The 21,262-nt window shown below is 76.3% G+C and carries 25 protein-coding genes; 16 read left to right on the top strand and 9 right to left on the bottom strand.

What is annotated here, in order from left to right:
* Positions 1-206: 206 nt before the first annotated feature.
* Positions 207-1,658, top strand: coding sequence for a D-alanyl-D-alanine carboxypeptidase family protein (locus Q0840_RS09575; protein WP_298459147.1), 1,452 nt, complete (start codon positions 207-209; stop codon positions 1,656-1,658).
* A gap of 51 nt (positions 1,659-1,709) precedes the next feature.
* Here the strand turns inward: Q0840_RS09575 and Q0840_RS09570 are convergent, their stop codons facing one another.
* The 4 genes from Q0840_RS09570 to Q0840_RS09555 all read right to left on the bottom strand — a co-directional run bounded on the left by Q0840_RS09570 (position 1,710) and on the right by Q0840_RS09555 (position 4,467).
* Entirely contained in the window at positions 1,710-1,946 is a 237-nt protein-coding gene (locus Q0840_RS09570; protein ID WP_298459145.1) for a hypothetical protein, read from the bottom strand.
* 118 nt (positions 1,947-2,064) lie between these two features.
* Complete coding sequence (ligD, locus tag Q0840_RS09565) at positions 2,065-3,141, bottom strand: non-homologous end-joining DNA ligase (RefSeq protein ID WP_298459144.1); 1,077 nt, start codon at positions 3,139-3,141, stop codon at positions 2,065-2,067.
* A complete protein-coding gene (locus Q0840_RS09560) occupies positions 3,042-3,923 on the bottom strand; it encodes an alpha/beta fold hydrolase (RefSeq protein WP_298459143.1) in 882 nt (293 codons plus the stop codon). Before Q0840_RS09560 ends, ligD begins: the two co-directional genes overlap by 100 nt.
* Before the next feature lie 241 nt (positions 3,924-4,164).
* Positions 4,165-4,467 carry a hypothetical protein gene (locus Q0840_RS09555; RefSeq protein ID WP_298459141.1) on the bottom strand — a complete coding sequence of 101 codons (303 nt, stop codon included), beginning with the start codon at positions 4,465-4,467 and terminating at the stop codon, positions 4,165-4,167.
* A 173-nt stretch (positions 4,468-4,640) separates the two neighbouring features.
* Between Q0840_RS09555 and Q0840_RS09550 the strand changes: the two genes are divergently transcribed.
* The 5 genes from Q0840_RS09550 to Q0840_RS09530 are packed head-to-tail and all read left to right on the top strand — an operon-like array spanning position 4,641 to position 9,077.
* Positions 4,641-6,593, top strand: coding sequence for a glycosyltransferase (locus Q0840_RS09550; protein WP_298459357.1), 1,953 nt, complete (start codon positions 4,641-4,643; stop codon positions 6,591-6,593).
* The gene (locus Q0840_RS09545; protein ID WP_298459140.1) at positions 6,593-6,922 is read left to right on the top strand and encodes an STAS domain-containing protein; all 330 of its coding nucleotides are present in this window, start codon (positions 6,593-6,595) and stop codon (positions 6,920-6,922) included. Before Q0840_RS09550 ends, Q0840_RS09545 begins: the two co-directional genes overlap by 1 nt.
* Positions 6,919-7,332: an ATP-binding protein gene (locus tag Q0840_RS09540; RefSeq protein WP_298459139.1), complete on the top strand. Its 414-nt coding sequence runs from the start codon at positions 6,919-6,921 to the stop codon at positions 7,330-7,332. Before Q0840_RS09545 ends, Q0840_RS09540 begins: the two co-directional genes overlap by 4 nt.
* Positions 7,329-8,537 (top strand): PP2C family protein-serine/threonine phosphatase, encoded by a 1,209-nt coding sequence (locus tag Q0840_RS09535; protein WP_298459137.1) that lies wholly within the window; start codon positions 7,329-7,331, stop codon positions 8,535-8,537. The genes Q0840_RS09540 and Q0840_RS09535 overlap by 4 nt, the downstream gene beginning before the upstream one ends.
* Positions 8,538-8,585: 48 nt before the next feature.
* Positions 8,586-9,077, top strand: a complete 492-nt coding sequence (locus Q0840_RS09530; protein WP_298459135.1) for a dual specificity protein phosphatase family protein — start codon at positions 8,586-8,588, stop codon at positions 9,075-9,077.
* A gap of 8 nt (positions 9,078-9,085) precedes the next feature.
* Here Q0840_RS09530 and Q0840_RS09525 read toward each other — a convergent pair whose 3' ends face one another.
* Positions 9,086-10,051, bottom strand: coding sequence for a phosphotransferase enzyme family protein (locus tag Q0840_RS09525; RefSeq protein ID WP_298459133.1), 966 nt, complete (start codon positions 10,049-10,051; stop codon positions 9,086-9,088).
* Between the two features lie 264 nt (positions 10,052-10,315).
* Here Q0840_RS09525 and Q0840_RS09520 point away from each other — a divergent pair, with 264 nt between their 5' ends.
* Both Q0840_RS09520 and Q0840_RS09515 read left to right on the top strand, forming a co-directional pair.
* Positions 10,316-10,543 (top strand): PspC domain-containing protein, encoded by a 228-nt coding sequence (locus tag Q0840_RS09520; RefSeq protein WP_298459132.1) that lies wholly within the window; start codon positions 10,316-10,318, stop codon positions 10,541-10,543.
* Positions 10,544-10,693: 150 nt separating this feature from the next.
* Positions 10,694-11,185 (top strand): ATP-binding protein, encoded by a 492-nt coding sequence (locus tag Q0840_RS09515; protein WP_298459131.1) that lies wholly within the window; start codon positions 10,694-10,696, stop codon positions 11,183-11,185.
* Here the strand turns inward: Q0840_RS09515 and Q0840_RS09510 are convergent.
* Positions 11,157-11,975: an endonuclease/exonuclease/phosphatase family protein gene (locus Q0840_RS09510; protein WP_298459130.1), complete on the bottom strand. Its 819-nt coding sequence runs from the start codon at positions 11,973-11,975 to the stop codon at positions 11,157-11,159. The genes Q0840_RS09515 and Q0840_RS09510 overlap by 29 nt on opposite strands.
* 56 nt (positions 11,976-12,031) lie before the next feature.
* On the opposite strand from Q0840_RS09510, the gene Q0840_RS09505 reads away from it, so the two are divergent.
* Positions 12,032-12,607 (top strand): nucleotidyltransferase family protein, encoded by a 576-nt coding sequence (locus Q0840_RS09505; RefSeq protein ID WP_298459129.1) that lies wholly within the window; start codon positions 12,032-12,034, stop codon positions 12,605-12,607.
* A gap of 231 nt (positions 12,608-12,838) precedes the next feature.
* Positions 12,839-13,042, top strand: coding sequence for a cold-shock protein (locus Q0840_RS09500; RefSeq protein ID WP_298459127.1), 204 nt, complete (start codon positions 12,839-12,841; stop codon positions 13,040-13,042).
* Positions 13,043-13,176: 134 nt separating this feature from the next.
* Here Q0840_RS09500 and Q0840_RS09495 read toward each other — a convergent pair whose 3' ends face one another.
* Together Q0840_RS09495 and Q0840_RS09490 are read right to left on the bottom strand one after the other, a co-directional pair.
* Complete coding sequence (locus tag Q0840_RS09495) at positions 13,177-13,413, bottom strand: hypothetical protein (RefSeq protein ID WP_298459126.1); 237 nt, start codon at positions 13,411-13,413, stop codon at positions 13,177-13,179.
* A 65-nt stretch (positions 13,414-13,478) separates the two neighbouring features.
* On the bottom strand, positions 13,479-13,679 hold the full coding sequence (locus tag Q0840_RS09490) for a hypothetical protein (protein ID WP_298459125.1): 201 nt from the start codon (positions 13,677-13,679) through the stop codon (positions 13,479-13,481).
* A gap of 200 nt (positions 13,680-13,879) precedes the next feature.
* On the opposite strand from Q0840_RS09490, the gene Q0840_RS09485 reads away from it, so the two are divergent.
* From Q0840_RS09485 to Q0840_RS09460, 6 genes are all read left to right on the top strand, one after another.
* Positions 13,880-15,781, top strand: a complete 1,902-nt coding sequence (locus Q0840_RS09485; protein WP_298459124.1) for a chromosome partitioning protein — start codon at positions 13,880-13,882, stop codon at positions 15,779-15,781.
* A gap of 120 nt (positions 15,782-15,901) precedes the next feature.
* Positions 15,902-16,390 (top strand): RNA polymerase sigma factor, encoded by a 489-nt coding sequence (locus Q0840_RS09480; protein WP_298459122.1) that lies wholly within the window; start codon positions 15,902-15,904, stop codon positions 16,388-16,390.
* An 82-nt stretch (positions 16,391-16,472) separates the two neighbouring features.
* Positions 16,473-17,921 (top strand): hypothetical protein, encoded by a 1,449-nt coding sequence (locus Q0840_RS09475; protein WP_298459121.1) that lies wholly within the window; start codon positions 16,473-16,475, stop codon positions 17,919-17,921.
* Positions 17,922-18,041: 120 nt separating this feature from the next.
* On the top strand, positions 18,042-18,779 hold the full coding sequence (locus Q0840_RS09470) for a histidine phosphatase family protein (RefSeq protein WP_298459120.1): 738 nt from the start codon (positions 18,042-18,044) through the stop codon (positions 18,777-18,779).
* Entirely contained in the window at positions 18,766-19,650 is an 885-nt protein-coding gene (locus tag Q0840_RS09465; RefSeq protein WP_298459119.1) for an NAD(P)H-hydrate dehydratase, read from the top strand. The genes Q0840_RS09470 and Q0840_RS09465 overlap by 14 nt, the downstream gene beginning before the upstream one ends.
* 32 nt (positions 19,651-19,682) lie before the next feature.
* Positions 19,683-20,648, top strand: coding sequence for a 5'-3' exonuclease (locus Q0840_RS09460; RefSeq protein ID WP_298459118.1), 966 nt, complete (start codon positions 19,683-19,685; stop codon positions 20,646-20,648).
* A gap of 83 nt (positions 20,649-20,731) precedes the next feature.
* Here Q0840_RS09460 and Q0840_RS09455 read toward each other — a convergent pair whose 3' ends face one another.
* Positions 20,732-21,172, bottom strand: coding sequence for a nitroreductase family deazaflavin-dependent oxidoreductase (locus Q0840_RS09455; protein ID WP_298459116.1), 441 nt, complete (start codon positions 21,170-21,172; stop codon positions 20,732-20,734).
* Between the last annotated feature and the right edge of the window lie 90 nt (positions 21,173-21,262).

Genomic DNA, 21,262 nt, shown 5'->3' with positions numbered 1-21,262 from the left:
GGCGTCCGGTGGCCGCCTGGGCGGGCGCGGCCACCGGACGGCGACCGTGCCGCGGTGTGTCCGGGTCGTCCGGGTCCGTCCGTCCCGAGTGCTCAGAGGTCACCACCGCCCGCCGACTGGGAGGGCGCGGGTCACCCACGTCGAGCGCCGACGACCCGTCACGCCGCGCGCGTGCCCCGGCGCCCGACCTCCCGGAGCACCCTCGCATGGACCACCGTCACCCGCCCGCCACCGGCTCCGCCGCACCGCTGGTGCGTCGTCGCGCCGCCGGCTCGTGGCGTGGCGCGGTGCGGCCCGGCCCTGCGCGGCTGGGCGCCGTCGCGCTCGCAGCCGTGCTGGCCACCGGGGTCCTCGCCCAGTCCCACGAGGCCGGCCTGCGGGCGAACGCCCAGCTCCAGGCGGTCGAGGCCGCCGACGCCGCCCGAGCCGAGCTGGCACGGCGCGACCGTGCCACCAGCGCCGGGACCGCCCGCCTGGACGTGGGGTTCGCCCGGTACGCCGTCGTGCGGCGCGCGCAGGCGCTGGACGCGGCGCGCGCCGCCGTCCAGAACGCCGAGGCGGTCGTCGTCAGCACGGCGGCCGACGTCCCGGCGGAGACGGTGACCCCGCTCGACGCGGCTGCCGCGGAGCTGGTGGCGCTCATCGCGGCGACACCGGACGCGCTGACCCCGCTGGCCGGGAGCGCGCCGGCGGTCGCCGCCCCCGCGGACCACCCCGCCCCCGGTGGCGGGGTGGGCGCCGACGTCGCCGGCGCGGACCTCGCCGCCGTCGACCACGCCGGCGCGGACCCGGCGAGCCCGGCGGGGACCGCGACGCCCACGCCGGTCGCACCGCGGGTCGGATCGGCGCCCACGGCGGCGGCCATCCCCGGCGACGCCCCGGCGGGTGCGCCGGCCCCGGTGCCGGCCCCGGTGCCCGCCGACGCCCCGGCCGACGTCCCGGCCGACGTCCCGGCCGGCTCCGCCGGGGCCACCTCGCCGGACGCCGCGGACGGCGTCGACCCGGCCGCGGGACCCGCCCACCCCGACGTCCTGCCCGACCCGCAGGTGCTGCCCGACCCGGCCGCGATCGACCTGTCGGTCACGGCCGAGGTGCTCGCCGCGGCGCAGCGGGTCACGGACCTGTCCGTCCAGGTGCAGGCCGCGGCCGACGCCGCGGTCGCCGCGGCCGAGGCGGCCCGGCTGGCGGCGGAGGAGGCCGCCCGCGCCACGGAGGCGGAGACGGCGCGTCGCGTGGCGGTCGCGCAGGCGGCGCCGAACGGCGAGATCCCGCTCGACGTGCTCTGCCCGGTCGCCATCGCGCCGGACGCGCTGCTGCGCTGCGACGCCGCGGCGGCGTTCGACCGGCTCGCCGACGCGTACCGGGCCGACGTCGGGCGCGACCTGCGCGTCGTCAGCTCCTACCGCTCGCTCGAGACCCAGGTGGCGGTCAAGGCCACCCGCGGCGGCCTGGCGGCTTCGCCGGGCCGGTCCAACCACGGGCTGGGCCTCGCGGTGGACCTGGCCGACTTCGGCGGCGTCGGCGACTTCACCGCCCCGGCGTACCGGTGGATGCAGGAGAACGCCGCGCAGCTCGGGTGGCACCACCCCGCGGCGATGGAGCCGGGTGGCGCCGGGCCGCAGGAGCCGTGGCACTGGGAGTACGGCACCGAGGGCTGACCAGCGGGCGCGCGTGCCGGGCGCGTGCCGCCGGGTGCGCGAGGAGCAGCGTCAGAGGGTCTCGAGCTTGGCGCTGTCGAGGTTGACCCGCCGCACCTCGCCGCCGCCGAAGTCGATGATCACGGTGCGCTCGTCCTCGGCCGCGACGACGCGACCCAGGCCGTACCGCTCGTGGGCGACCCGGGTGCCGACCGGGATGAGCTCGGGCGGCCGCGCGGCGGCTTCCCGCCCCGCATTGAAGGGGCTGTTGGGCAGGTGCCGGCGTCGGCCGGTGGGCTGGGAGGACATCACCCCCAGTGTGCGCCCCCCGGCGGCGGATCGGTACTGCGCCGCGGCTGCGGCTGCGCCACACCGGCGACGCGGGCGGCCCGACGTGATCCGATGCGACCCGGCGTGATCCGGACCGTCAGGCCTCGGCCTTGCGGTCCCGGTCCTTGCTCGGCTGCACGCGCTTGGGCTCCCCCGGCATCTTGGGGTACTCCGGCGGGTACGGCAGGTCCTGGTGGCCGTGGTCGCGCTCGTCCTTGTCCGCCAGGTCCAGCAGCGGCTGGATCGAGTACCGGGCGGTCCCGCGCGGGGTCAGCGCGGTGTACAGGTCACCGACGTCGGCGAAGCGCGCCGGCATGGTGCGCACGGTGAAGTCGTCGGGGTGCACCTCGGTGACCTCGTCCCAGCGCAGCGGCGCCGACACGGTGGCGCGCGGGTTGGGACGGATGGAGTACGCCGAGGCGATCGTGCGGTCGCGGGCCATCTGGTTGTAGTCGACGAAGATCTTCTGGCCGCGCTCCTCCTTCCACCACTTCACGGTCACCTGGTCGGGCAGGCGCCGCTCGAGCTCACGGCCCAGGGCGATGGTGGCGCGCCGCGCCTGGGTGAAGCTCCACCGCGGCTCGATCGGGACGAAGATGTGGATGCCGCGCCCGCCGGACGTCTTGGGCGTGCCCTCGAGCCCGTGCTCGGCCAGCAGCTCGCGCACGTGCGGGGCGACCCGGACGGCGTCGTCGAAGTCGGTGCCGGGCTGCGGGTCGAGGTCGATGCGCAGCTGGTCGGGCGCCTCGACGTCCGCCCGGCGCACCGGCCAGGGGTGGAAGGTCAAGGTGCCCAGGTTCACCGCCCACAGCACGACGGCGAGCTCGGTCGGCGCGACCTCGTCCGCGGTCCGCCCGCTCGGGAACGCGATCCGTGCCGTTTCGACGTAGTCCGGAGCGCCCTGCGGCACCCGCTTCTGGTAGAACGCGTCCCCGGTCGAGTCCGAGCGGGTCGACATCCGCGCCCCCTCGAACACACCCTTGGGCCAGCGCTCGAGCGTGGTGGGCCGGTCCTCCAGCGCCCCGAGGATGCCGTCGCCGACGGCCACGAAGTACTCGGCGACGTCGAGCTTGGTCAGGCCGAGCGCGGGGAAGACGACCCGGTCCGGGCTCGTGATGCGGACGGTGCGTCCACGGACGTCGAGCTCGACCGCCGGAGTCCTGGGGCTCGCCATGGGGTCACGCTAGCGAGCGGACCGCGGCCGCGGGCACCGGACGCCTCCTCACGACGCGGTGACCGGGTCGCGCCCGCGGTGCGCAGCTCGGACAGCACGTCCAGCAGGATGCGGTTGAAGACGATCGGGGCGTGGCTGTTCACGTCGTGCCCGGCCCGCGGGACGACGGTCAGCCGCGTGCCGGGCCGGGCCGCGAGGTAGCGCCGCTCCTCCAGGCGCAGCACGTCCCGGCGGCCGTTGACGATCCAGACCGGCACGAGCAGCCGCCGCAGGTCCGCGAGCGAGGAGTGGCCGCCCATCGCCTCGAGCATGTCGCTCACGACGTGCCAGGTGCCGCCGGTCGGGCGGAGCGTGCGTGACACATGGTGCGCGACGCTGCGGTAGGCCCGCACGGGCTTGCCCCGGATCTCCGTGGAGCAGCCCGCGACGAGCACCCCGGCGACCTTGTCCTGGTGCCGGGCGGCGTAGGCGAGCGTGGAGTAGCCGCCCAGCGACAGCCCGACGATCAGCGGTGGCACGGGCAGGGCGTCCACCGCCTGACCGATGGCGTCCATCGCGCCACGCAGCGTGAAGCGCTCGTGCGCGCGGGCACCGTGGCCCGGCAGGTCGACGGCGACCGACCGGTGGCCCGACCGCGCCATGGCCGCCATCTGGTGCGCCCAGATCGCCGACGACGTGCGCACCCCGTGCACGAAGACGATCGGCGGGCCGGCGGGGCTGGGGGCGCCGGTCGCATCGGCCCGTCCGCGGGCCGCCGGCGCCGCGTCGCGGGAGGGGGGCACACAGCGAGTAGACACTCGCCCGCGGACCTCGGCAAGTGAGCCGGCGACGGGTGTCCTCACAGTGGGCGGGCAGCGGCCGATTGGGTGACGACGCGGGCCCGCCGTCGTCGCTGCGACCGAGAGGACTGGCTCCGCCACCATGCATGCGTCCACACCCCCGGTGCGCGCGGACCACCAGCCCGTCGCCGACCTCGGCGCCGGCGCCATGGCGTCCGGGGCGCCGGCCCGCGGACCCCGCGGGTCAGGTGTAGCGGTGACTCTTCTCGGTGTGGCCGAGCGGGCGGCGGCACGCCTTGCCGCTCATGTTGCGGTGCCCGCACAGTCCGGCGTCCGGTGCGGCAGCGGCGGCGTCGTCCGCGGTGCCGCCGGCCGGGGGACGCGTCGCCGTCCCTCGCGCCGCACCGGCGGCGGTGGCGGGTGCCGCGACGGCGCCCGCCGGCGCATCCCCGCGGGGTGCGACGCGGGCCGGCGAGGATTCGGTGCCCGCCGCCACCCGGGCGTAGCGGGCGGACTTCATGGCGCGCTGCGCGTCGACTTTGCTCACGCACGGAGCGTAGGCGCCCCCACCCACACGACCCGACCGGCCGGCGCCTCCCAGCGCCGTCGTCCGGCCCACGACCCGGCACCGGACGCCACCCGTCCGGGTGCCAGACCGACGCCGTGACGGGCACGAGGGCCGAGATCCGGCGGCTCGCTGCCGCGCGTGCCCGGCGCCTGGTGGTGGTCCGCGTCCTGGTGGTGCTGGTCGCCCTCACCGGCCTGAACTACCTGGTGTGGCGCTGGACGTCCTCGGTGAGCTGGCCGGCGTGGTGGATCGCGGTGCCGCTGGTGCTCGCCGAGACGTACAGCCTGGTCGACACCCTGCTGTTCGGTGCCACGATGTGGCGGATCAAGGACCGCGGCAACCCGCCGACCGCTCCGCGCGACGCGACCGTCGACGTCTTCATCACGACCTACGACGAACCGGTCGAGCTCGTCATGCGCACCGCCCGGGCGGCGCTGGACATCCGGTACCCGCACCGCACGTGGCTGCTGGACGACGGCGCCCGGCCCGAGCTGCGCGCGCAGGCCGAGGCGGCCGACGTCGGCTACCTCACCCGCGGCGCGGACTGGCAGGACCACGAGCGCCACGCCAAGGCCGGCAACCTCAACAACGCCCTCGGCGCGACCGACGGCGACTTCATCCTGGTCCTGGACGCCGACCAGGTCCCCGCGCCGACGATCCTGGACCGGACCCTCGGCTACTTCACCGATCCCCAGGTCGCGCTGGTGCAGACCCCGCAGCTGTTCTCCAACGTCCCGCACGCCGACCCGCTCGGCAGCCAGGCGCCGCTGTTCTACGGGCCGATCCAGCAGGGCAAGGACGGCTGGGGCGCGGCGTTCTTCTGCGGCTCCAACGCGGTGCTGCGGCGTGAGGCGCTCATGCAGCTCGGCATCGTCGGGTACGTGCGCGAGGTGGACCGGTCGGTGCGCTCGGCCCTGCGGGCGGCCGACCGGGTGCTGGCCCGGGCCGGCCGCACGCCCGAGGCCCGGCGGCCCGAGGTCGCCGCCGCCCTGGCCGACGTCCGCGAGGCCGTGCGCGCCGCCCAGGGACAGCTCACCCAGGGTGAGCCGCTGGCCGACGTCACGTACGCCTTCCAGCGCCGGGTCGACGCCGCCGCGCGCGGCATGGTCAGCCAGGACGTCGACCGGCTGCGCGCGGACCTGCTCGAGGTCGCCAGGCTGGGGATCGACGTCGGCGACGCCGCCGAGCCCGCCGACGAGCCCGCCGACGTCGTGCTGGACGACGCCGCCCTCGACCGGCTCGCGCACCGGGACTGGTCACCGCTGGGGGCGCTGGAGTCGGTCCGGACCCTGGTGCGCGCGGTCGACATCGACCGCAGCGACGAGGCGCAGCCGGTGATGCCGATGGCCACCATCTCGGTGACCGAGGACATGGCCACCTCGATGCGGCTGCACGGCCTGGGGTGGCGCTCGGTGTACCACCACGAGACGCTCGCGCTCGGGCTGGCTCCCGAGGACCTCGGCACGATGCTCACCCAGCGGCTGCGCTGGGCGCAGGGGACCATGCAGGTGTTCCTGCGGGAGAACCCCCTGCTCCAGCGGGGCATGCGCCTAGGGCAGCGGCTGATGTACGTGGCGACCATGTGGAGCTACCTGTCCGGGTTCGCCGCGGTCGTCTACCTGGCCGCGCCGGTGGTGTTCCTGTGCTTCGGGGTGCTGCCGGTGACCGCGTTCAGCGTCGACTTCTTCGCCCGGCTGGTGCCGTTCCTGCTGCTCAACCAGCTGTTGTTCCTGGTGGTGGGCCGCGGGCTGGCCACCTGGCGTGGTGAGCAGTACAGCCTCGCGCTGTTCCCGGTGTGGATCCGGGCGTGCGTGACGGCGTTCGCCAACGTGGTGCTGGGCCGCCCGCTCGGCTTCACCGTCACGCCCAAGACGCGGCCGGCCCCGGGTCGCCCGCAGTGGCACCGCATCCGTCCGCAGCTGGTCGCCCTGGCGGTGCTCGTGCTGGCGGCCGTCGTCGGGACCGTGCGACTGTTCGTGGCCGACGCCGCGCCGGTCGGCACCGCCGTCAACGTGGCCTGGGTCGGGTACGACCTGGCCGTCATGAGCGTCGTCATCACGGCGGCGCGCTACCGGGGCCATGTCCCCCAGGAGGAGGCCGTCTGATGGACGTCGAGGTGGAGTACCCGCACGAGGGCGCGGTGGTCGTCCGGCCGGCTGGACGCCTGAACATGGTCGCCGCACCTGCGCTGCGCGAGGTCGTGGACCGGGTCGTCGCGGAGGGACGCACACACGTCGTGCTGGACCTCGGCGCGACGACCTTCGTGGACTCGTCCGGGCTCGGTGCCCTGATCGCGGGCCTGAAGACGGCGCGGGCGGCCGGGGGGGACCTGCGGGTCGCCGCCGTCCCCGCCCAGGTCCTCGCCGTGCTCAGCCTGACGAACCTCGACCGGGTGCTGCGGCCGTACCCGACCGTCGCGGACGCGCTCGCGTGACCGGTCCCCTGGCGCAGGTGCGGCGCAGCGGCGTCGCCGGCCCGGGCTGCCTGGAGCTGGTGCACGCGATGCTCGCCGAGCTGTGGGCCGGTGCGCCCGACGTCGACGAGGCGGACCGGATGATGTTCGAGATCGCCGTCGTGGAGATCGCGGGCAACGTCGTGGAGCACACCCGCCCGCGGCCGGTCGGCTGCGACCTGGTGCTGTCCGCGCACGCCGACGCGCTGGAGGCGACCTTCCACGACGACGGCGTGGACGCCGACGTGGACCTCACCGACACGTCCCTGCCCGACCCGCTCGCCGAGACCGGCCGCGGGCTGCCGATGGCGCGTGCCGCGGTCGACGTGCTCGAGCACACCCGCGTGGAGGGCGCGAACCGCTGGTTCCTGCGCCGGGTGCGCACCCGATGACCGCGGCGGAGCGCGAGCCGTCCGGTGGGGCGGGGTGCGTGGTGATCGTCGAGGACGACCCGGACATGGGCCAGTTCCTGCGCATCGTCCTCGAAGGGCGCGGTGGTCTGCCGGTCCGGCTGTTCACCAGCCCTGCGGACCTGCTGGCCGCGTTGCCCGACCTGACCGTGGACGCGATGCTCACCGACATCCAGATGCCCGGCATGAGCGGGCTGGAGCTGGTCGACCGGGTCCGACGGGTGCACCCGATGCTGCCCATCGCGGTGATGACGGCGTTCGCGTCGGTCGACTACGCCGTGCAGGCGCTGCGGCGCCAGGCGGACGAGTTCCTGGTCAAGCCGGTGGCGTCGGCGGAGCTCGTGACGAAGATGCGCACCCTGGCCGAGCGGGGCGCCGCGGCGCGCCGGGACAGCGCCCCGACCGACGTCTCGCCGGGCGGCGGCACGACCCGTTCCGAGCGGCAGATGGTGCTGGACCTGGCGACCCTGGCCGGCCGGCAGGCGGCGCTCGACGACCAGCTCGCCCAGGCCGCGCAGGTGCAGCGCGAGCTGCTGCCGCAGAGCGCGCCCCGGGTGCCGGGGTACGACCTGGCCGGCGCGTGCCTGCCGTCGTTCTCGGTCGGCGGGGACTTCTACGACTGGTACGCGGTCGACGGTGGCCTCGTGCTGACCGTCGCCGACGTCATGGGCAAGGGCATCGGCGCGGCGATCCTGACCGCGACCGTCCGTGCCGTGCTGCGCGGCCTGGGCGACGAGACGTCACCGGCGACCCTCCTGCAGCGGGCGTCGGCCGCGCTCGGGCACGACCTGGACAGCACCGAGACGTTCGTGACGGCTGTGCACGCCCGGCTGGACGCCGCGACCGGCGACGTCCGCTACGCCGATGCCGGCCACGGGCTGACCCTGGTGGTCCGGCCCGACGGCGGCTACACCCGGGCCGCCGGCGAAGGTCTGCCCCTCGGGGTGCTGGCGGGGGACACGTGGTCCGAGGGGCTCGTGCACCTCGACCCGGGCGACACCCTGGTCGCGTTCAGCGACGGGCTGTTCGACCTCCTGGGCGGCGGCCTGCAGGCCCTGGACCAGGTCGCCGCCGTCGTCACCGCCGCCGCCGACGCACAGGGCGTGCTGGACCGGGTGGCCTCGCTCGCCCGCGACGAGGCGCCGCTGGACGACCTCACGGTCGTCGTCGTGCGCCGGTCGGGCTGAGCCCCGCGGCGCTGCGCGCCGTGCGGACGGCGCGGATACCCTCGCACCGTGACCCACGAGCTGACGCTGACCACCGACGCGGTCGAGCTGCCGGGCGTGCCGCCGGCCGACCCGCCCACCGAGCTCGTCGCCGGGTCGCTGTGGCAGGGCGGCTGCCCGGTCGACTTCGACTGGGTGCGCCGCGCCGGGATCACGGCGGTGATCGACTTCGCCGACCCGGACGCGCACCCGCCGGCCGGCGCCACCGACGGGCTGGTGTACGTCAAGGCCCCGCTGGTCGACGGCGAGGACGTGCCCGACCCGGCCGTGACCCTGCGGCTCGCGACGCTCGTGGCGGGCCTGGTCGACGACGGCTACCGCGTGCTCGTGCACTGCACGTTCGGCCGCAACCGGTCCGGGCTGATGGCGTCGCTGATCGTGCGCGAGGTGCTCGGGCTGACCGGCGCCGCAGCCCTGCGGTACGTGCAGGAGCGGCGCGACGGCACGGTCAACAACGAGGCCTTCGCGGCCTGGCTGCGCTCGCTGCCCGCGCCGCGCTGACCTGCGGCTCACACCGGCGTGCGCCACTCCCGCACCGCCGCGTCCAGCCAGTCCAACGCCGCGCCGCGGCGCCGGTCGTCCCAGAGCCGGAACGCCACGCCGCCGAGCAGCGCGATCCGGTCCAGCACCCCCCGGCCGTCCCAGCCGAGCACATCCGCGCCGTAGGCGTCGCAGAACGCCCGGTACGTCGCGGCGTCGAGCTCCCCGGCGACGAACCGGCGGGCCGCGCTGGTCAGGTCGTACTCGCGCGGCGCCCGCGCCACGAAGTCCAGATCGATCAGCACCGGGTGGCCCCCACGACGCATCACGTTCGCCGGCGACAGGTCCCCGTGCACGACGCCGACCCCGAGCGGCGAGTGCAGACCGCGCAGGGCACGCAGCAGCGCCTCACGGGCGTCGAGGAGCACCCCGGCGGCGTCGTCAGGCAGGTCGGGCGCCAGGGCGACGAGGCGGCGCAGCGGGTCCCAGTCCGGCACGTCGGCGTCGGCGTGCGCGTCGTGGAACGCCCGCAGCACGGCGCCGGTCGCGGCCCAGCCGACCGGCCGGGCGTCGCCCAGCCACGGCGAGACGCTGACGACGCCCGACGACGTCACCACCGGTGCGGCGACCGGCAGCAGCGCCGTGGCCGTGCCCGCCAGCGCGGCGGTCGTCCGGGCCAGGTGCGCCGGGTCGGTGCCCGGCGGGTAGACCTTGACGGCGTGCCGCCCGGCCCGCAGGACCACCGTGGTCAGCGCACTGACGACCCGCGGCCGGGACAGCGTGAGGGGCAGCACCAGGGCGGCCTCGGCGACCGCGTCGAGCGCGTCGGGTGCACCCCAGGTCGCGGCCGGCAGCGGGAGCGGGTCGAGGGCCCCGGGCAGGTCGGTGACCAGCGCGGCGGGCGGCTGCACGGGCGGCTCGACGGCGGTCCGGGCGGGCAGCGGCGCGGGCGGTGCGAGGAGCGCGGACGCAGGCGCGCGCAGGGTGAGCGACATCGGAGTCTCCCGGTCGAGAAGTGACTTGGTACGTGCCACCACGCGACGTCAGCGCAGGCGTGCCGACCGGGTTGGGAGCGCAAGAGTACCGACGCTCCCGCCCCGCGGGAAGAGGGCCGTCCGGGTGAACGTCGGGGCCGTCTCGGGGTCGGATCAGGGCACCCCCCGATGGGCGCGGTGGCGCCGGGCGGGCAGACTCGCGGACGACCGGGCAGCACGCACCGGTCGGTACGCGCCGATCCCCCCGCACCAGGAGGAAGCCCCGTGAACGTCCATGAGTCCTTCGCCCGACAGGGTCTGTCCCGCCCCCTCGGCGATCGCGTCGTCGCCGGCGTCTGCGCGGGTGTCGGGCGGCGGTTCGGGATCGACCCCTGGCCGGCCCGTGCGCTGTTCGTGATCGCGCTCATGGTGCTGCCCGGGAGCCAGCTCATCGTCTACCCGCTGCTGTGGATCCTCATGCCGTCCGAGCGGTACGGGGTGTCCGCCCGCTGAGCCGCGGACGCGTGTCGTGGCATCTCGGGGCGACGGGTCGCGCCGCGTCGGGCACAGTGGAGCCATGCCCTGCCACCCGACCCGTCGTGCCGTCGCCGACCCGGCAGGACGCCGCAGGCATCCGGCCCGCTGCCGCCGGCCGGGGCGGTCATGAGCGGCGCCTCCCGGGGTCGAGACCGGCCCGACCGGCCGTTCCGGCTGATCGTCGGCGGCCTGCCCGAGGACCCGCCCCGTAGCCCGGTCCCGGCGTCCGACGCGCACGAGGAGCTGCAGCTGCCGGCCCAGCGCTCGTCCGCGCGCCTCGCCCGGCACTGGGTCATCCACGTGATCGCGGCGTCCGGGGTGACCGGCTCGCAGAACCAGGTCGTCGAGCTGCTGACCGCCGAGGTGGTCGCCAACGCCGCGGTGCACGGTCCGCCGGACGGGACGATCCGGGTGCGGGCGTGGTCCGACGCGACGCAGGTCTACGTGAGCGTGAGCGACGACAGCGCGGCGTCCCCGGTCGTGCGGCACCCAGAGCCGTCCGACCTCAGCGGCCGCGGCATGGCGCTGGTGCAGGCCCTGGCCAGCGACTGGGGGGTCGAGTCGGGCCCGGACGGCAAGACGGTCTGGTTCAGCCTCGAGCTCGAGGACGACCTCTGACCGGACGGTCGTCGTCCGCGGCGTCCGCCGGTTCGACCTCCACGTCCGCGACCAGGGCGCGGTGGTCGGACAGGCCCGCGTCGACCGCCCGGCCGTCGAGGGCCCGCACCGGCCCGTCGGCCAGGATGTGGTCGAGCTGCCGCTGCGGGGCGGCCACCGGGAAGGTGGCCGCCGTGGCGAGGGCGCGCATGCCGCTGAGCCGCGCCGGTGCGGTCCCGGCCAGGTTCAGGTCGCCCATCACCACGACCGGCCGGGGCAGGTGTCGCACCATCCGCACCAGCCGGCGCAGCTGCACCGCGTTCCAGCCCGGGATGAAGGTCAGGTGGGTGGCCACGACCGTCACCGGGCCGGGCGGTGCGTCCACGACGGCCGCCACCGCGGCGCGCGGCTCGTCCCGGACCAGCGTGGGCCGGCGTCGGCCGGGGAAGACCACCGGGACCTGACCGCGCAGGGCCGGCAGCGCGAGCGCGTGCCAGCTCAGCACGGGCCAGCGGGACAGCAGCGCGATGCCGTACGACGCGGTCCGCGGCTGCAGGTCACCGGTCGCCGCCGACCACAGCCCCGGTGTACCGGCGAGGGTCGCCACGAACCGGTGGTGCGGCGCGCCCATCGCGTCCGCCGCGACGGCCGTCAGGTCGGCCCCGTGCGAGCGCGGCTGGTCCCGGTCGACCTCCTGCAGCCCGAGGACGTCGGCGTCCAGACCGCGTACGGCGGCGCCCAGCCGGTCCAGGTCGACCCGGCCGTCCGCGGGGGACCGCCCGTGCAGGATGTTGAAGGTCGCCAGCCGCATCGCTCGATCGTGCCCGCCGACCTGCGGGCGCGCATCCGGTCGTGTACACCTCGGTCATGCCCGACGACGACCGCACGGCCCTGCACGACGGGCTGCGGATGACCGCGGTGGCCCTGGCCCGGGCGGACATCCCCTATGCGCTGGTGGGCGGCTACGCGGCCTGGGCCCGGGGCGCGCCCGAGCCGAGCCACGACGCCGACTTCGTCGTGCGCGAGCCCGACGCGGACCGGGCCAAGGCGGCGCTGGCGGACGCGGGGCTGGAGGTCGTGCAGCCCGCGGAGGACTGGCTGTTCAAGGCGTACCACGACGGCGCGATGGTGGACGTGCTGTTCCGGATGTGCGGCGAGACCATCCGGGACGAGCTGTTCGAGCGCAGCGACTCCATGGAGGTGCTCGCGGTCCGGATGCCGGTGCTCGAGGCGACCGACGTGCTCTCGGCCAAGATGCGGGTGCTGGCCGAGCACTACTGCGACCTCGGGCGCCTGCTGCCGGTCGCGCGCGCCCTGCGCGAGCAGGTCGACTGGCCGCGCCTGCGCGCTGAGGTCGCCACGAACCCGTACGCCCGGGCGCTGATGTACCTGCTGGACGAGCTCGGCATCTCCGGCGACGACGCGCCGGCCACGGGCGGCTGACGGGCGGTCCGGCGACGCCCGGCGACCCGTCCGGTCCGGACTGTGTCGCAGTCGGCCTCCCACTCGGTGCGTCGATGGGCTACGCTCGACTCGAAGTTGCTGTGCTTGCACGTCTTGATGCGTGCGGCCCGAGGGCCGTGTGCGCTGTCTCTTACCGGAGCGGACGACGAACACTGCGACGAGCGGGACCCGAGAGTCGGGGCCCGCCCAACGCTCCGAAGGAGAACAGCTATGGCTACTGGCACCGTGAAGTGGTTCAACGCCGAGAAGGGCTTCGGCTTCATCGCCCCCGACGACGGCGGCGCCGACGTGTTCGCGCACTACTCCGCGATCAACTCGAGCGGCTACCGGACGCTCGAGGAGAACCAGAAGGTTCAGTTCGACGTCACGCAGGGCCCGAAGGGCCCGCAGGCGGAGAACATCAGCCCGCTCTGAGGCTGAACCTTCTGCACGCTGACTGACCGAGTGCCCCGGCCCCTGTGGCCGGGGCACTCGTGCGTCCGGGGTCCGTCCGCGTGGCTCCGGGTGGGCGGGACACATCGGGCACCGGGGCGGCGGCTTGGGCGCGGTCACTCCGGCGCGGGGTCGACCTCCACCTCCCACGTGTACCCGTCGAGGACCTCCGCGGCGTGCCGCCATGCCGCCGCCGTCGCGGTCCCGAGGTCCGGTGCCTCGCCGGGGACGTGCAGCACGACCCGCCCCGGGGCCACGGTGTGCCCGCTGGCGCCCAGGGCGTCGCTCATGCCCTCGACCTCCTCGCCCGACAGGTCGCCGACGACGGTCACGGTCGCGAGGTAGCTCGTCATGCCGCCATCCTCGCCCCGGCCACCGACACCGCGTCACCCACGGCCGCGCGACCGGTGGAGAACGGTCAGTGCATGCGCGGACGGGGCGCGTACACCGGCGGCGGGCCGCCGCAGAAGCACCCGCACGGCCCGTCCAGGTGGACCAGCCCGGCGGCCGGGCGGGCGGCGCACGGGATGCCCCAGGCGACGGCGACGTCGTCCGACGACAGCAGGCGCAGGACCTCCGCCTGCGGCCTCCCGGGGGCCTCGCCGTCCACCATCGTCATACCCGGACCATCGACCGGGTGACCCCGGACATGAGGTCGCCACGGGGCGTGACCTGGCCCGTCACCCGGTCGTGATGGTGCACCGCCGTCCGGCGCGGCGTAGGTTCGTCCCCGCGACCGGGCCCGATGGCGGGCCTGTCGTGCGTCGCGGGACCGGTCACCGAGCGCCTGCGTGACAGAAGTCGACGAGGGAAGAGGCGATGACCGAAGCGCAGGCCGACGGGCCGGCCATGCTGACGGCGCGGGCCGTCATCCACCCCGACGGTGCGGCGGAGGTGGCGCTGGCCGGGGTCGTGCAGCAGTTCGCCGCCCAGGACCTGGCGCGGGTCGCCGGCAACATCACCGAGTACATCGCCGAGCGTGCCGCCGGCGACGGCCGCCCCGTGCGGGTCGAGCTGCAGGACCCCGACGGCGAGTGGCTGCTCGTCGTGCACCCGGACGGCACCGTGGAGGAGGCCGGCGCGCCGACGGTGCGCGTGCGGCGACGGCACAGCGACACCGACACCGGCGCGATCCCGGCGGTCGAGCCAGCGGTCGACGTCGCGGACGCCGACGTGCCGGTGCCCGGACCGGACGCGCCCACGACGGGTCCACCGGACGTCCCGGCGGCCGAGCCGGCTCTGAGCGGGCCGACCACCGCGCCCCCCGCCGGCCCGGCGTCCGGCACGCCGTCGGCCACGGCCCCGGCGGTGCCGTCGGGCGGCGCGCCGCGCACCGGCCGGATCCCCGTCGTCCGCCCGCCGACGGGGGCGATCCCGCGCCGCGGCGCCGACGCGGACACCGTGCTCATCCCAGCGATCTCCGAGGAGCTCCTGCGCGGTGACGAGGAGGACGAGCCGGAGCCCGTGGGCCTGCCCGTGCCCGCCGCGCCGGCGCCCGCGCCGACCCGCACGCCGGCGTCCGAGCGCCCGACCGCGCCGCCGGCCCCGGCGACCGGCCCGGTCGCCGTCGCTGCGGTGACCGGACCCGCCGGGCCCGCTCCAGCGACCGCCGACGGGGCCGGGTCGGTGCCCGCGCCGGTGTGGCCCGAGGTCGGGTCCGCCGCCGCGACGGGCCCCGCAGCGCCCGGTGCCGGCCCCGTGCCCGGTACCGAACCGTCGCCCGCGCCGGGCCGCGCCGCCCGCGGGTCGGCAGCAGGTGCGCCGTCGCCGTCGTCGGCGCCGGTGGGGCTGCCCACGCTCGACGACCTGCTCGCGACCCGGCCGTCGCCCCCGTCCGGGCCGGCGCAGCAGGGCTGGCAGTCCACCGTCCGGCGGCTCACCGCGGGACTGGTGTCGCCGGGTCCGGGCCGTGCCGAGCTCGAGCACCGGGCCGCCATCGCCTCGGTGCAGCGCAGCCTGGACGGCCCCAAGACCGTGGTCGTGCTCAACCCCAAGGGTGGCGCGCACAAGACGACGGCGGCCCTGCTGATCGCCGCGACGTTCGGCATCCACCGCGGCGGCTACACCCTCGCCTGGGACAACAACGAGACCCGCGGCACGCTCGGGTGGCGGTCCACCCAGGGCCGGCACTCCAACACCGCGGTCAACCTGCTGCAGGACCTCGACCGGTTCGCCGACCCCGGGTCCGCGCGGGTGGGCGACCTGGACAACTACGTGCGCTCGCAGGGCTCGGCGCAGTTCGACGTGCTGGCCTCCGACGAGGACGCGGCGTCGGCGGCGTCCATCGACGCGGAGGCGTTCACCTCCCTGCACCGCACCCTGGCCCGCTTCTACCGGGTCATGGTGATCGACACCGGCAACAACATGCGCGCCTCCAACTGGCAGGCGGCGGTCGCGGCCGCGGACCAGCTGGTCATCGTCTCGACGGTGCGCGAGGACACCGCGCAGTCCGCGGCGTGGGCGGTGGACGCGCTGCGGGCCACCGGGCGCGACGACGCCGTCCGGCACGCCGTCACGGTGCTGTCGGCGCCGTCCGCGGACGTGGACGAGCAGCTGCGCGGCCGGCTGCACGACCACTTCGGGCGGCTGACCCGCGCGGTCCTGGACGTGCCGCACGACGCATCCCTCGTCTCGGGTGGTCCGCTGGTGGTGGAGGCGCTCGCCCCGGCGACCCGCGAGGCGTGGCTGCGGGTCACCGCTGCCGTGGCGGACGGTCTGTGACGGACCCGGCGCGGCGCGCCGCCGCGGTCCGTGCGCGGCCGGGCCGGGCTGCGCCACAGTGCGGGGTGAGGGATCCGGTCGGTGGCAGGTCGGTGACCGGCCCTGACGGAGGGGACCCGCGTGGGACTGCGTGACGACGAGTGGTTCGAGACCGTGTTCCGCGCGCACTCCACGGCGCTGTACCGGTACTTCGCCCGGCGTGCGCCGCACGACGACGTCGAGGACCTCACCGCCGAGGTGCTCGCCATCGCCTGGCGCCGGCGCGAGGACGTGCCCGACGACGCCGTCCTGCCCTGGCTGTACCGGACGGCCGGCTACGTGCTCGCCAACCACCGTCGCAAGCACCGGCCGGTCCCGGTGGCGGAGGTGCCGGAGGAGCCGGACGACGTCGACCCGGCGACGCTGGCGATCGCCGACGAGGAGGTCCGCGAGGTGCTCGCCGCACTGAGCGCGCGGGACCGGCGGGTGCTGCTGCTGAACGCGTGGGACGGGGTCACCGGTGACGCGCTGGCGGAGGTGCTCGGGGTGACCCGCGGCGGCGCCGATGCCGCGCTGTCCCGGGCACGGACCCGGCTGCGTGACATGTGGGCCCGGCGAGCCCAGCACTGACCGGTGCCGGTGCCGGTGCCGGAGCCGGTGGGCCGGCGGTGCAAGGATGCGCAGGGCGGCGACACAGACGCGGTGAGGCCGCATGACAGAGGAGAGCACCGTGTCCGAGCACCGTCCCGACCACACGCCCGATCCGGCGCGGGACCCCGCCTTCGACCGCCTGCGGGCGGCCGACCCCGCTGCTCGGCTCGACCCGGACCTCGACGCGCTCGAGACCGCGGTCCGCGCCCGGCTGGACTCCGGCGACGGGCTCGCGCTCTCCGGCGGCCCGGACCAGCTGGCCGCCGCCCGCCGGGCACGGCGACCGAGCCGGTGGGCCGCGGTCGCCGCCGTCGCCGCCGGCACCCTGGTCGTCGGGTCGGCGGGGTACGCGCTCGGTGAGCGGGCGGATGTGGACGACCCGGCGCCGTTGTCGGTCGCGATGCCCGGCCCGCCGGGTGGGACGTCGGACGCGGCGGCCGCGCAGGGCGCCGCGCCGGTCCCCGGCGAGGTGCGCTCCGCGGCCCCCGAGGGGGCCGACGCGGCGATGCTCCCGTGGTTCGGCGGGCGCACGGTGTTCCGCGCCGAGGGGCTGCCGGACGAGGCCGGCGTCGCCGAGGCGTGGGGGTACGACCCCGCGCAGGTGTTCGGCCCCGAGACCGCCTCGCTCGTGGCGTCGTCGCTCGGGCTCGGGGGCGAGCCGCGGCTCGACGGGGTCACGTGGACCGTGGGATCGCAGGACGGCACGGGCGCCGGCCTGCAGCTCCAGCCCGACGGCGTCACGAGCGTGTCCTACTACGACCCCACGCTGGACCCGTTCGCGTGCGCGCAGCCGGTGCCCGAGCCGGGCGCGGCGACCGAGGAGGACGCGGGCGCCGGCTCGTCCGGGTCGGCACCGGCTCCCGACGCGACCGACTGCGGCGGCGTCGACGGCGCCACGGCACTGCAGGGGGATGCCGCGGTGGCCCAGGCGCGCGAGGTGGTCGCCGGTGCCGGCGCCGACCCGGACGCCTTCGAGTACGAGGTGATGGACGCCGGTGTGCCGTCGGCGACCTATGTCACCGCCTTCGGCACCATCGGCGGCCAGCGCACCGGCAGCGTGTGGAGCATGACGTTGGTCGGGGAGGCCGTGCAGTCGCTGTACGGCGCGCTCGCGCCGCTCGTGCCGCTGGGCACCTACGACGTCGTCAGCGCCCTCGACGCCGTCGACCGGCTGGCCGATCCGCGGTTCGGGGTCACGGCGGGCGGGCCGATCATGGCCCGCGACGCCGCCGCCACGGAGCCGGCGGTCGAGCCCGACCAGCCCGTGTCCGGCGGTGGTTCGGCCGGTCCGACGGGGAGCCCGCCGCCCGCCGCGCGGCCCGACGCCCCGTTCGCGTGGCCGGTCACCGAGGTGGCGCTGACCTCCGCGCAGCTCGGTCTGGCGCAGCACACCCAGCCGGACGGGTCCACGGTGGTGCTGCCGTCGTACACCCTGTCCAGCGACGACGGCGCGACCTGGTCCGTCGTAGCCGTGGCCGACTCCGGGCTCGACTTCGACGCCCTGGAGTGACCCGCCCGCCGCCCGCGGTTCCGGCCCGGTCGGGCCGGCGCGCCCGGCGACGGTGACGGGACGGCGGCGGGATGCGGCCCCGTCCGGCAGGTGTGGGTGGCCTCCGTTACGGTCCCTGGCATGGGTGTGAGCGAGCTGCTGCTGGTCCGGCACGGGGAGAGCCTGGGCAACACCGCTGCGCGCGCGGCGCAGGCCGCCGGCGAGGAGCTGATCGACGTGCCGGCCCGCGACCCGGACGTCGAGCTGTCGGACGTGGGCGTCGAGCAGGCCCGCGCGCTGGGGCACTGGCTCGCGGACCTGCCCGGCGGCGAGCGCCCGGAGGCGGTCTGGTCGTCGCCGTACGTGCGCGCCGCCGAGACCGCACGGCTCGCGCTCGAGGTCGGCGACCGGTCCGTGCCCGTGGTGCACGACGAGCGGCTGCGTGACCGCGAGCTCGGTGTGCTGGACCGGCTGACTGCTGCCGGGGTCGAGGCGCGGCTGCCCGACGAGGCCGCGCGCCGGCGCTGGGTGGGCAAGTTCTACTACCGGCCACCGGGCGGTGAGTCGTGGGCGGACCTCGCCTTGCGGGTCCGGTCGGTGCTGGCGGACCTCGACCGGTACGAGGACGGCCGCCGCGTGCTGGTGGTGTGCCACGACGCGGTGATCATGGTGATCCGCTACGTCTGCGAGGGCCTGTCCGAGGCCGACGTCATGGCCGCCGGGCGCGCCGCGGCGGTCCAGAACGCCTCCGTGACCCGGCTCGTGCGGGCGCCCGGCGAGCGCCTGTGGTCGATGGACACCTTCAACGCGGTGCAGCACCTGCAGGAGCGCGGTGCCCCCACGACCGCCCAGCCCGGGAGGACCGATGTCGACCAGTGAGGCGTCCGGGCCGCAGATCGTCACCCCCGCCCTGCTGCGGGACTGGTCGTTGCCGGCCACGGAGTCGTCCAAGTACGGCCGTGGGCAGGTGCTCGTGGTCGGCGGGGCTCGCGGCACCCCGGGGGCGGCGATGCTCGCCGCCGTCGCCGCCCTGCGCGCCGGTGCGGGACGGCTGACCCTCGCGGTGGCGGAGTCCGTCGCGGTGGCGGTCGCCGTCGCCGTCCCCGAGTCGGGCGTGCTCGGCCTGCCCGAGACGGCGGGTGGCTCGGTCCGCGGGGACGCCGCCGAGCGGATCGCCGGCACCGCCGGGTCGAGCGACGCGATCCTGGTCGGTCCCGGGCTCGACGACGCCGAGGAGACCGCAGCGCTGCTCCAGGGGCTCGCCCCGCACATCGGGGCGGACACCCCGGTGCTGCTCGACGCCTACGCGCTGGGCGTCCTGCCCGGGCTGGACGACGTGGTCGCCGCGCTCGCCGGCCGTCTCGTGCTCACCCCGAACACGGGGGAGGCCGCGCGGCTGCTCGGGGAGGAGATCGACCCCGACGCGCTGCCGGACGCGGTCGCGGAGATCGCCCGGCGCTACGACGCCGTCGTCAGCTGCTACGGCACCGTGGCCGACCCGTCCGGGCGCCGCTGGCAGATGTCCACCGGGTACGGCGGCCTGGCCACCTCCGGCAGCGGCGACGTGATGGCCGGTGCGCTGTGCGGGCTGCTCGCCCGCGGCGCCGACCGCCAGCAGGCGGCCTGCTGGGGGACGCACCTGCACGCCGCCGCCGGCGACCGGCTGGCCGCGCGCATCGGGCCGACCGGCTACCTCGCGCGCGAGCTCCTCGACGAGCTGCCCGTGGTCCTGGCCGAGCTCGGGGCGTGACGCGACCGGCGTCGACCCGCGAGGATGCCGGGGTGAGCCCCGCCGCCGACGCCGTCCCGCACGGGCGGCTGGTCCTGCTCGACACCGCCTCGCTGTACTTCCGTGCGTTCTACGGCGTCCCGGAGACGGTCAAGGCGCCCGACGGCACGCCCGTCAACGCGGTGCGCGGGCTCCTGGACATGATCGCCCGCATCGTCACCGACCGGCACCCGGCGCGGATGGTCGCGTGCTGGGACGACGACTGGCGGCCGGCCTTCCGGGTCGCGGCGATCCCGTCCTACAAGGAGCACCGCCTCGCCCCGGGGACCGACGCCGAGGAGGTCCCCGACGCGCTCACGCCGCAGATCCCGGTGATCGTGGAGGTGCTCCGGGCCCTGGGGATCGCCCGGCTGGGGGCTGCCGGGTTCGAGGCCGACGACGTCATCGGGACGCTGGTGGCGCGGGAGGTGGCCCGCACCGACCGGGCCCCGGGCGCGGCGGGTGCCGTGGAGGTGGTGACCGGCGACCGCGACCTGTTCCAGCTCGTGGACGACGAGGCCCGGGTGAGCGTGCTCTACACGATGCGCGGGATCAAGGACCTCGAGGTCATCGACCAGGGGCGCCTGCGCGAGCGGTACGGCGTGACGTCGGGGCAGGCGTACGCGGACATGGCGGTGCTGCGCGGGGACCCCAGCGACGGGCTGCCCGGGGTCAAGGGCATCGGGGAGAAGACGGCCGTCACCCTGTTGTCCAGGTACGGCGACCTGGCCGGCATCCTCGCCGCGCGCGACGCCCGCGACCCCGGGCTGACGCTCGCGCAGCGCACCCGGCTGACGGACGCGGCGGACTACCTCGCGGTCGCGCCGACGGTCGTGCGGGTGGCGCCCGACGCCCCCGTCGCCGTCGCCGACGACCGGATCCCGCCCACGCCGACCGACCCGACGGGCCTGGTCGAGCTGGCGGAGCGCTGGGGGCTGGGCTCGAGCGTCACCCGGGTCGTGCGCGCGATCAGCGGCTGACGGACCGGCGCCCCGGTCAGGTGCCGACTCATCGGCGGCCGGTCAGCCGCCGACGGATCGGCCCCCGGGCCGTCACCGGCCCGTCATGCGGTGGGGTGCTCCAGGAGGACGACGGGGATCTGTCGGTCGGTCTTCGCCTGGTACTGGTCGTAGTCCGGCCACACCGCGACCGCGCGCTCCCACCACTGCGCCTTCTCCTCGCCGGTGACCTCGCGGGCGACCATGTCCCACGTCTGCGGACCGTCCTGCAGCTCCACGTGCGGGTCGGCCATCACGTTGTGGTACCAGACAGGGTGCTTGGGGGCGCCGCCCATCGAGGCCACGATCGCGTAGGTGCCCTCGTGCTCGACCCGCATCAGTGCGGCCTTGCGGAGCTTGCCGGACCGCGCGCCGACGCTGGTGACGATCACCACCGGGACGCCACGCAGGGTCAGGCCCTCGGTGCCGCCCGAGCTCTCGTAGAGCTCCACCTGGTCGCGGACCCACTTCTCGGGGCTGGGCTCGTACTCACCGGTCAGAGGCATGCCGCCAGTACAGCCGAGCGACGTCGCCCGCGCACGCCGGACGCGTCGGGGCACCCGGCGTGGGCAGGGACAATGGCCCGGGCCCGGTAC

The organism is uncultured Cellulomonas sp., from assembly GCF_947494015.1.
In the GTDB taxonomy this organism is placed as follows: domain Bacteria; phylum Actinomycetota; class Actinomycetes; order Actinomycetales; family Cellulomonadaceae; genus Pengzhenrongella.
The sequence above is the reverse complement of the archived record's forward strand: the minus strand, read 5'-3'. Positions and strand labels throughout refer to the sequence as shown.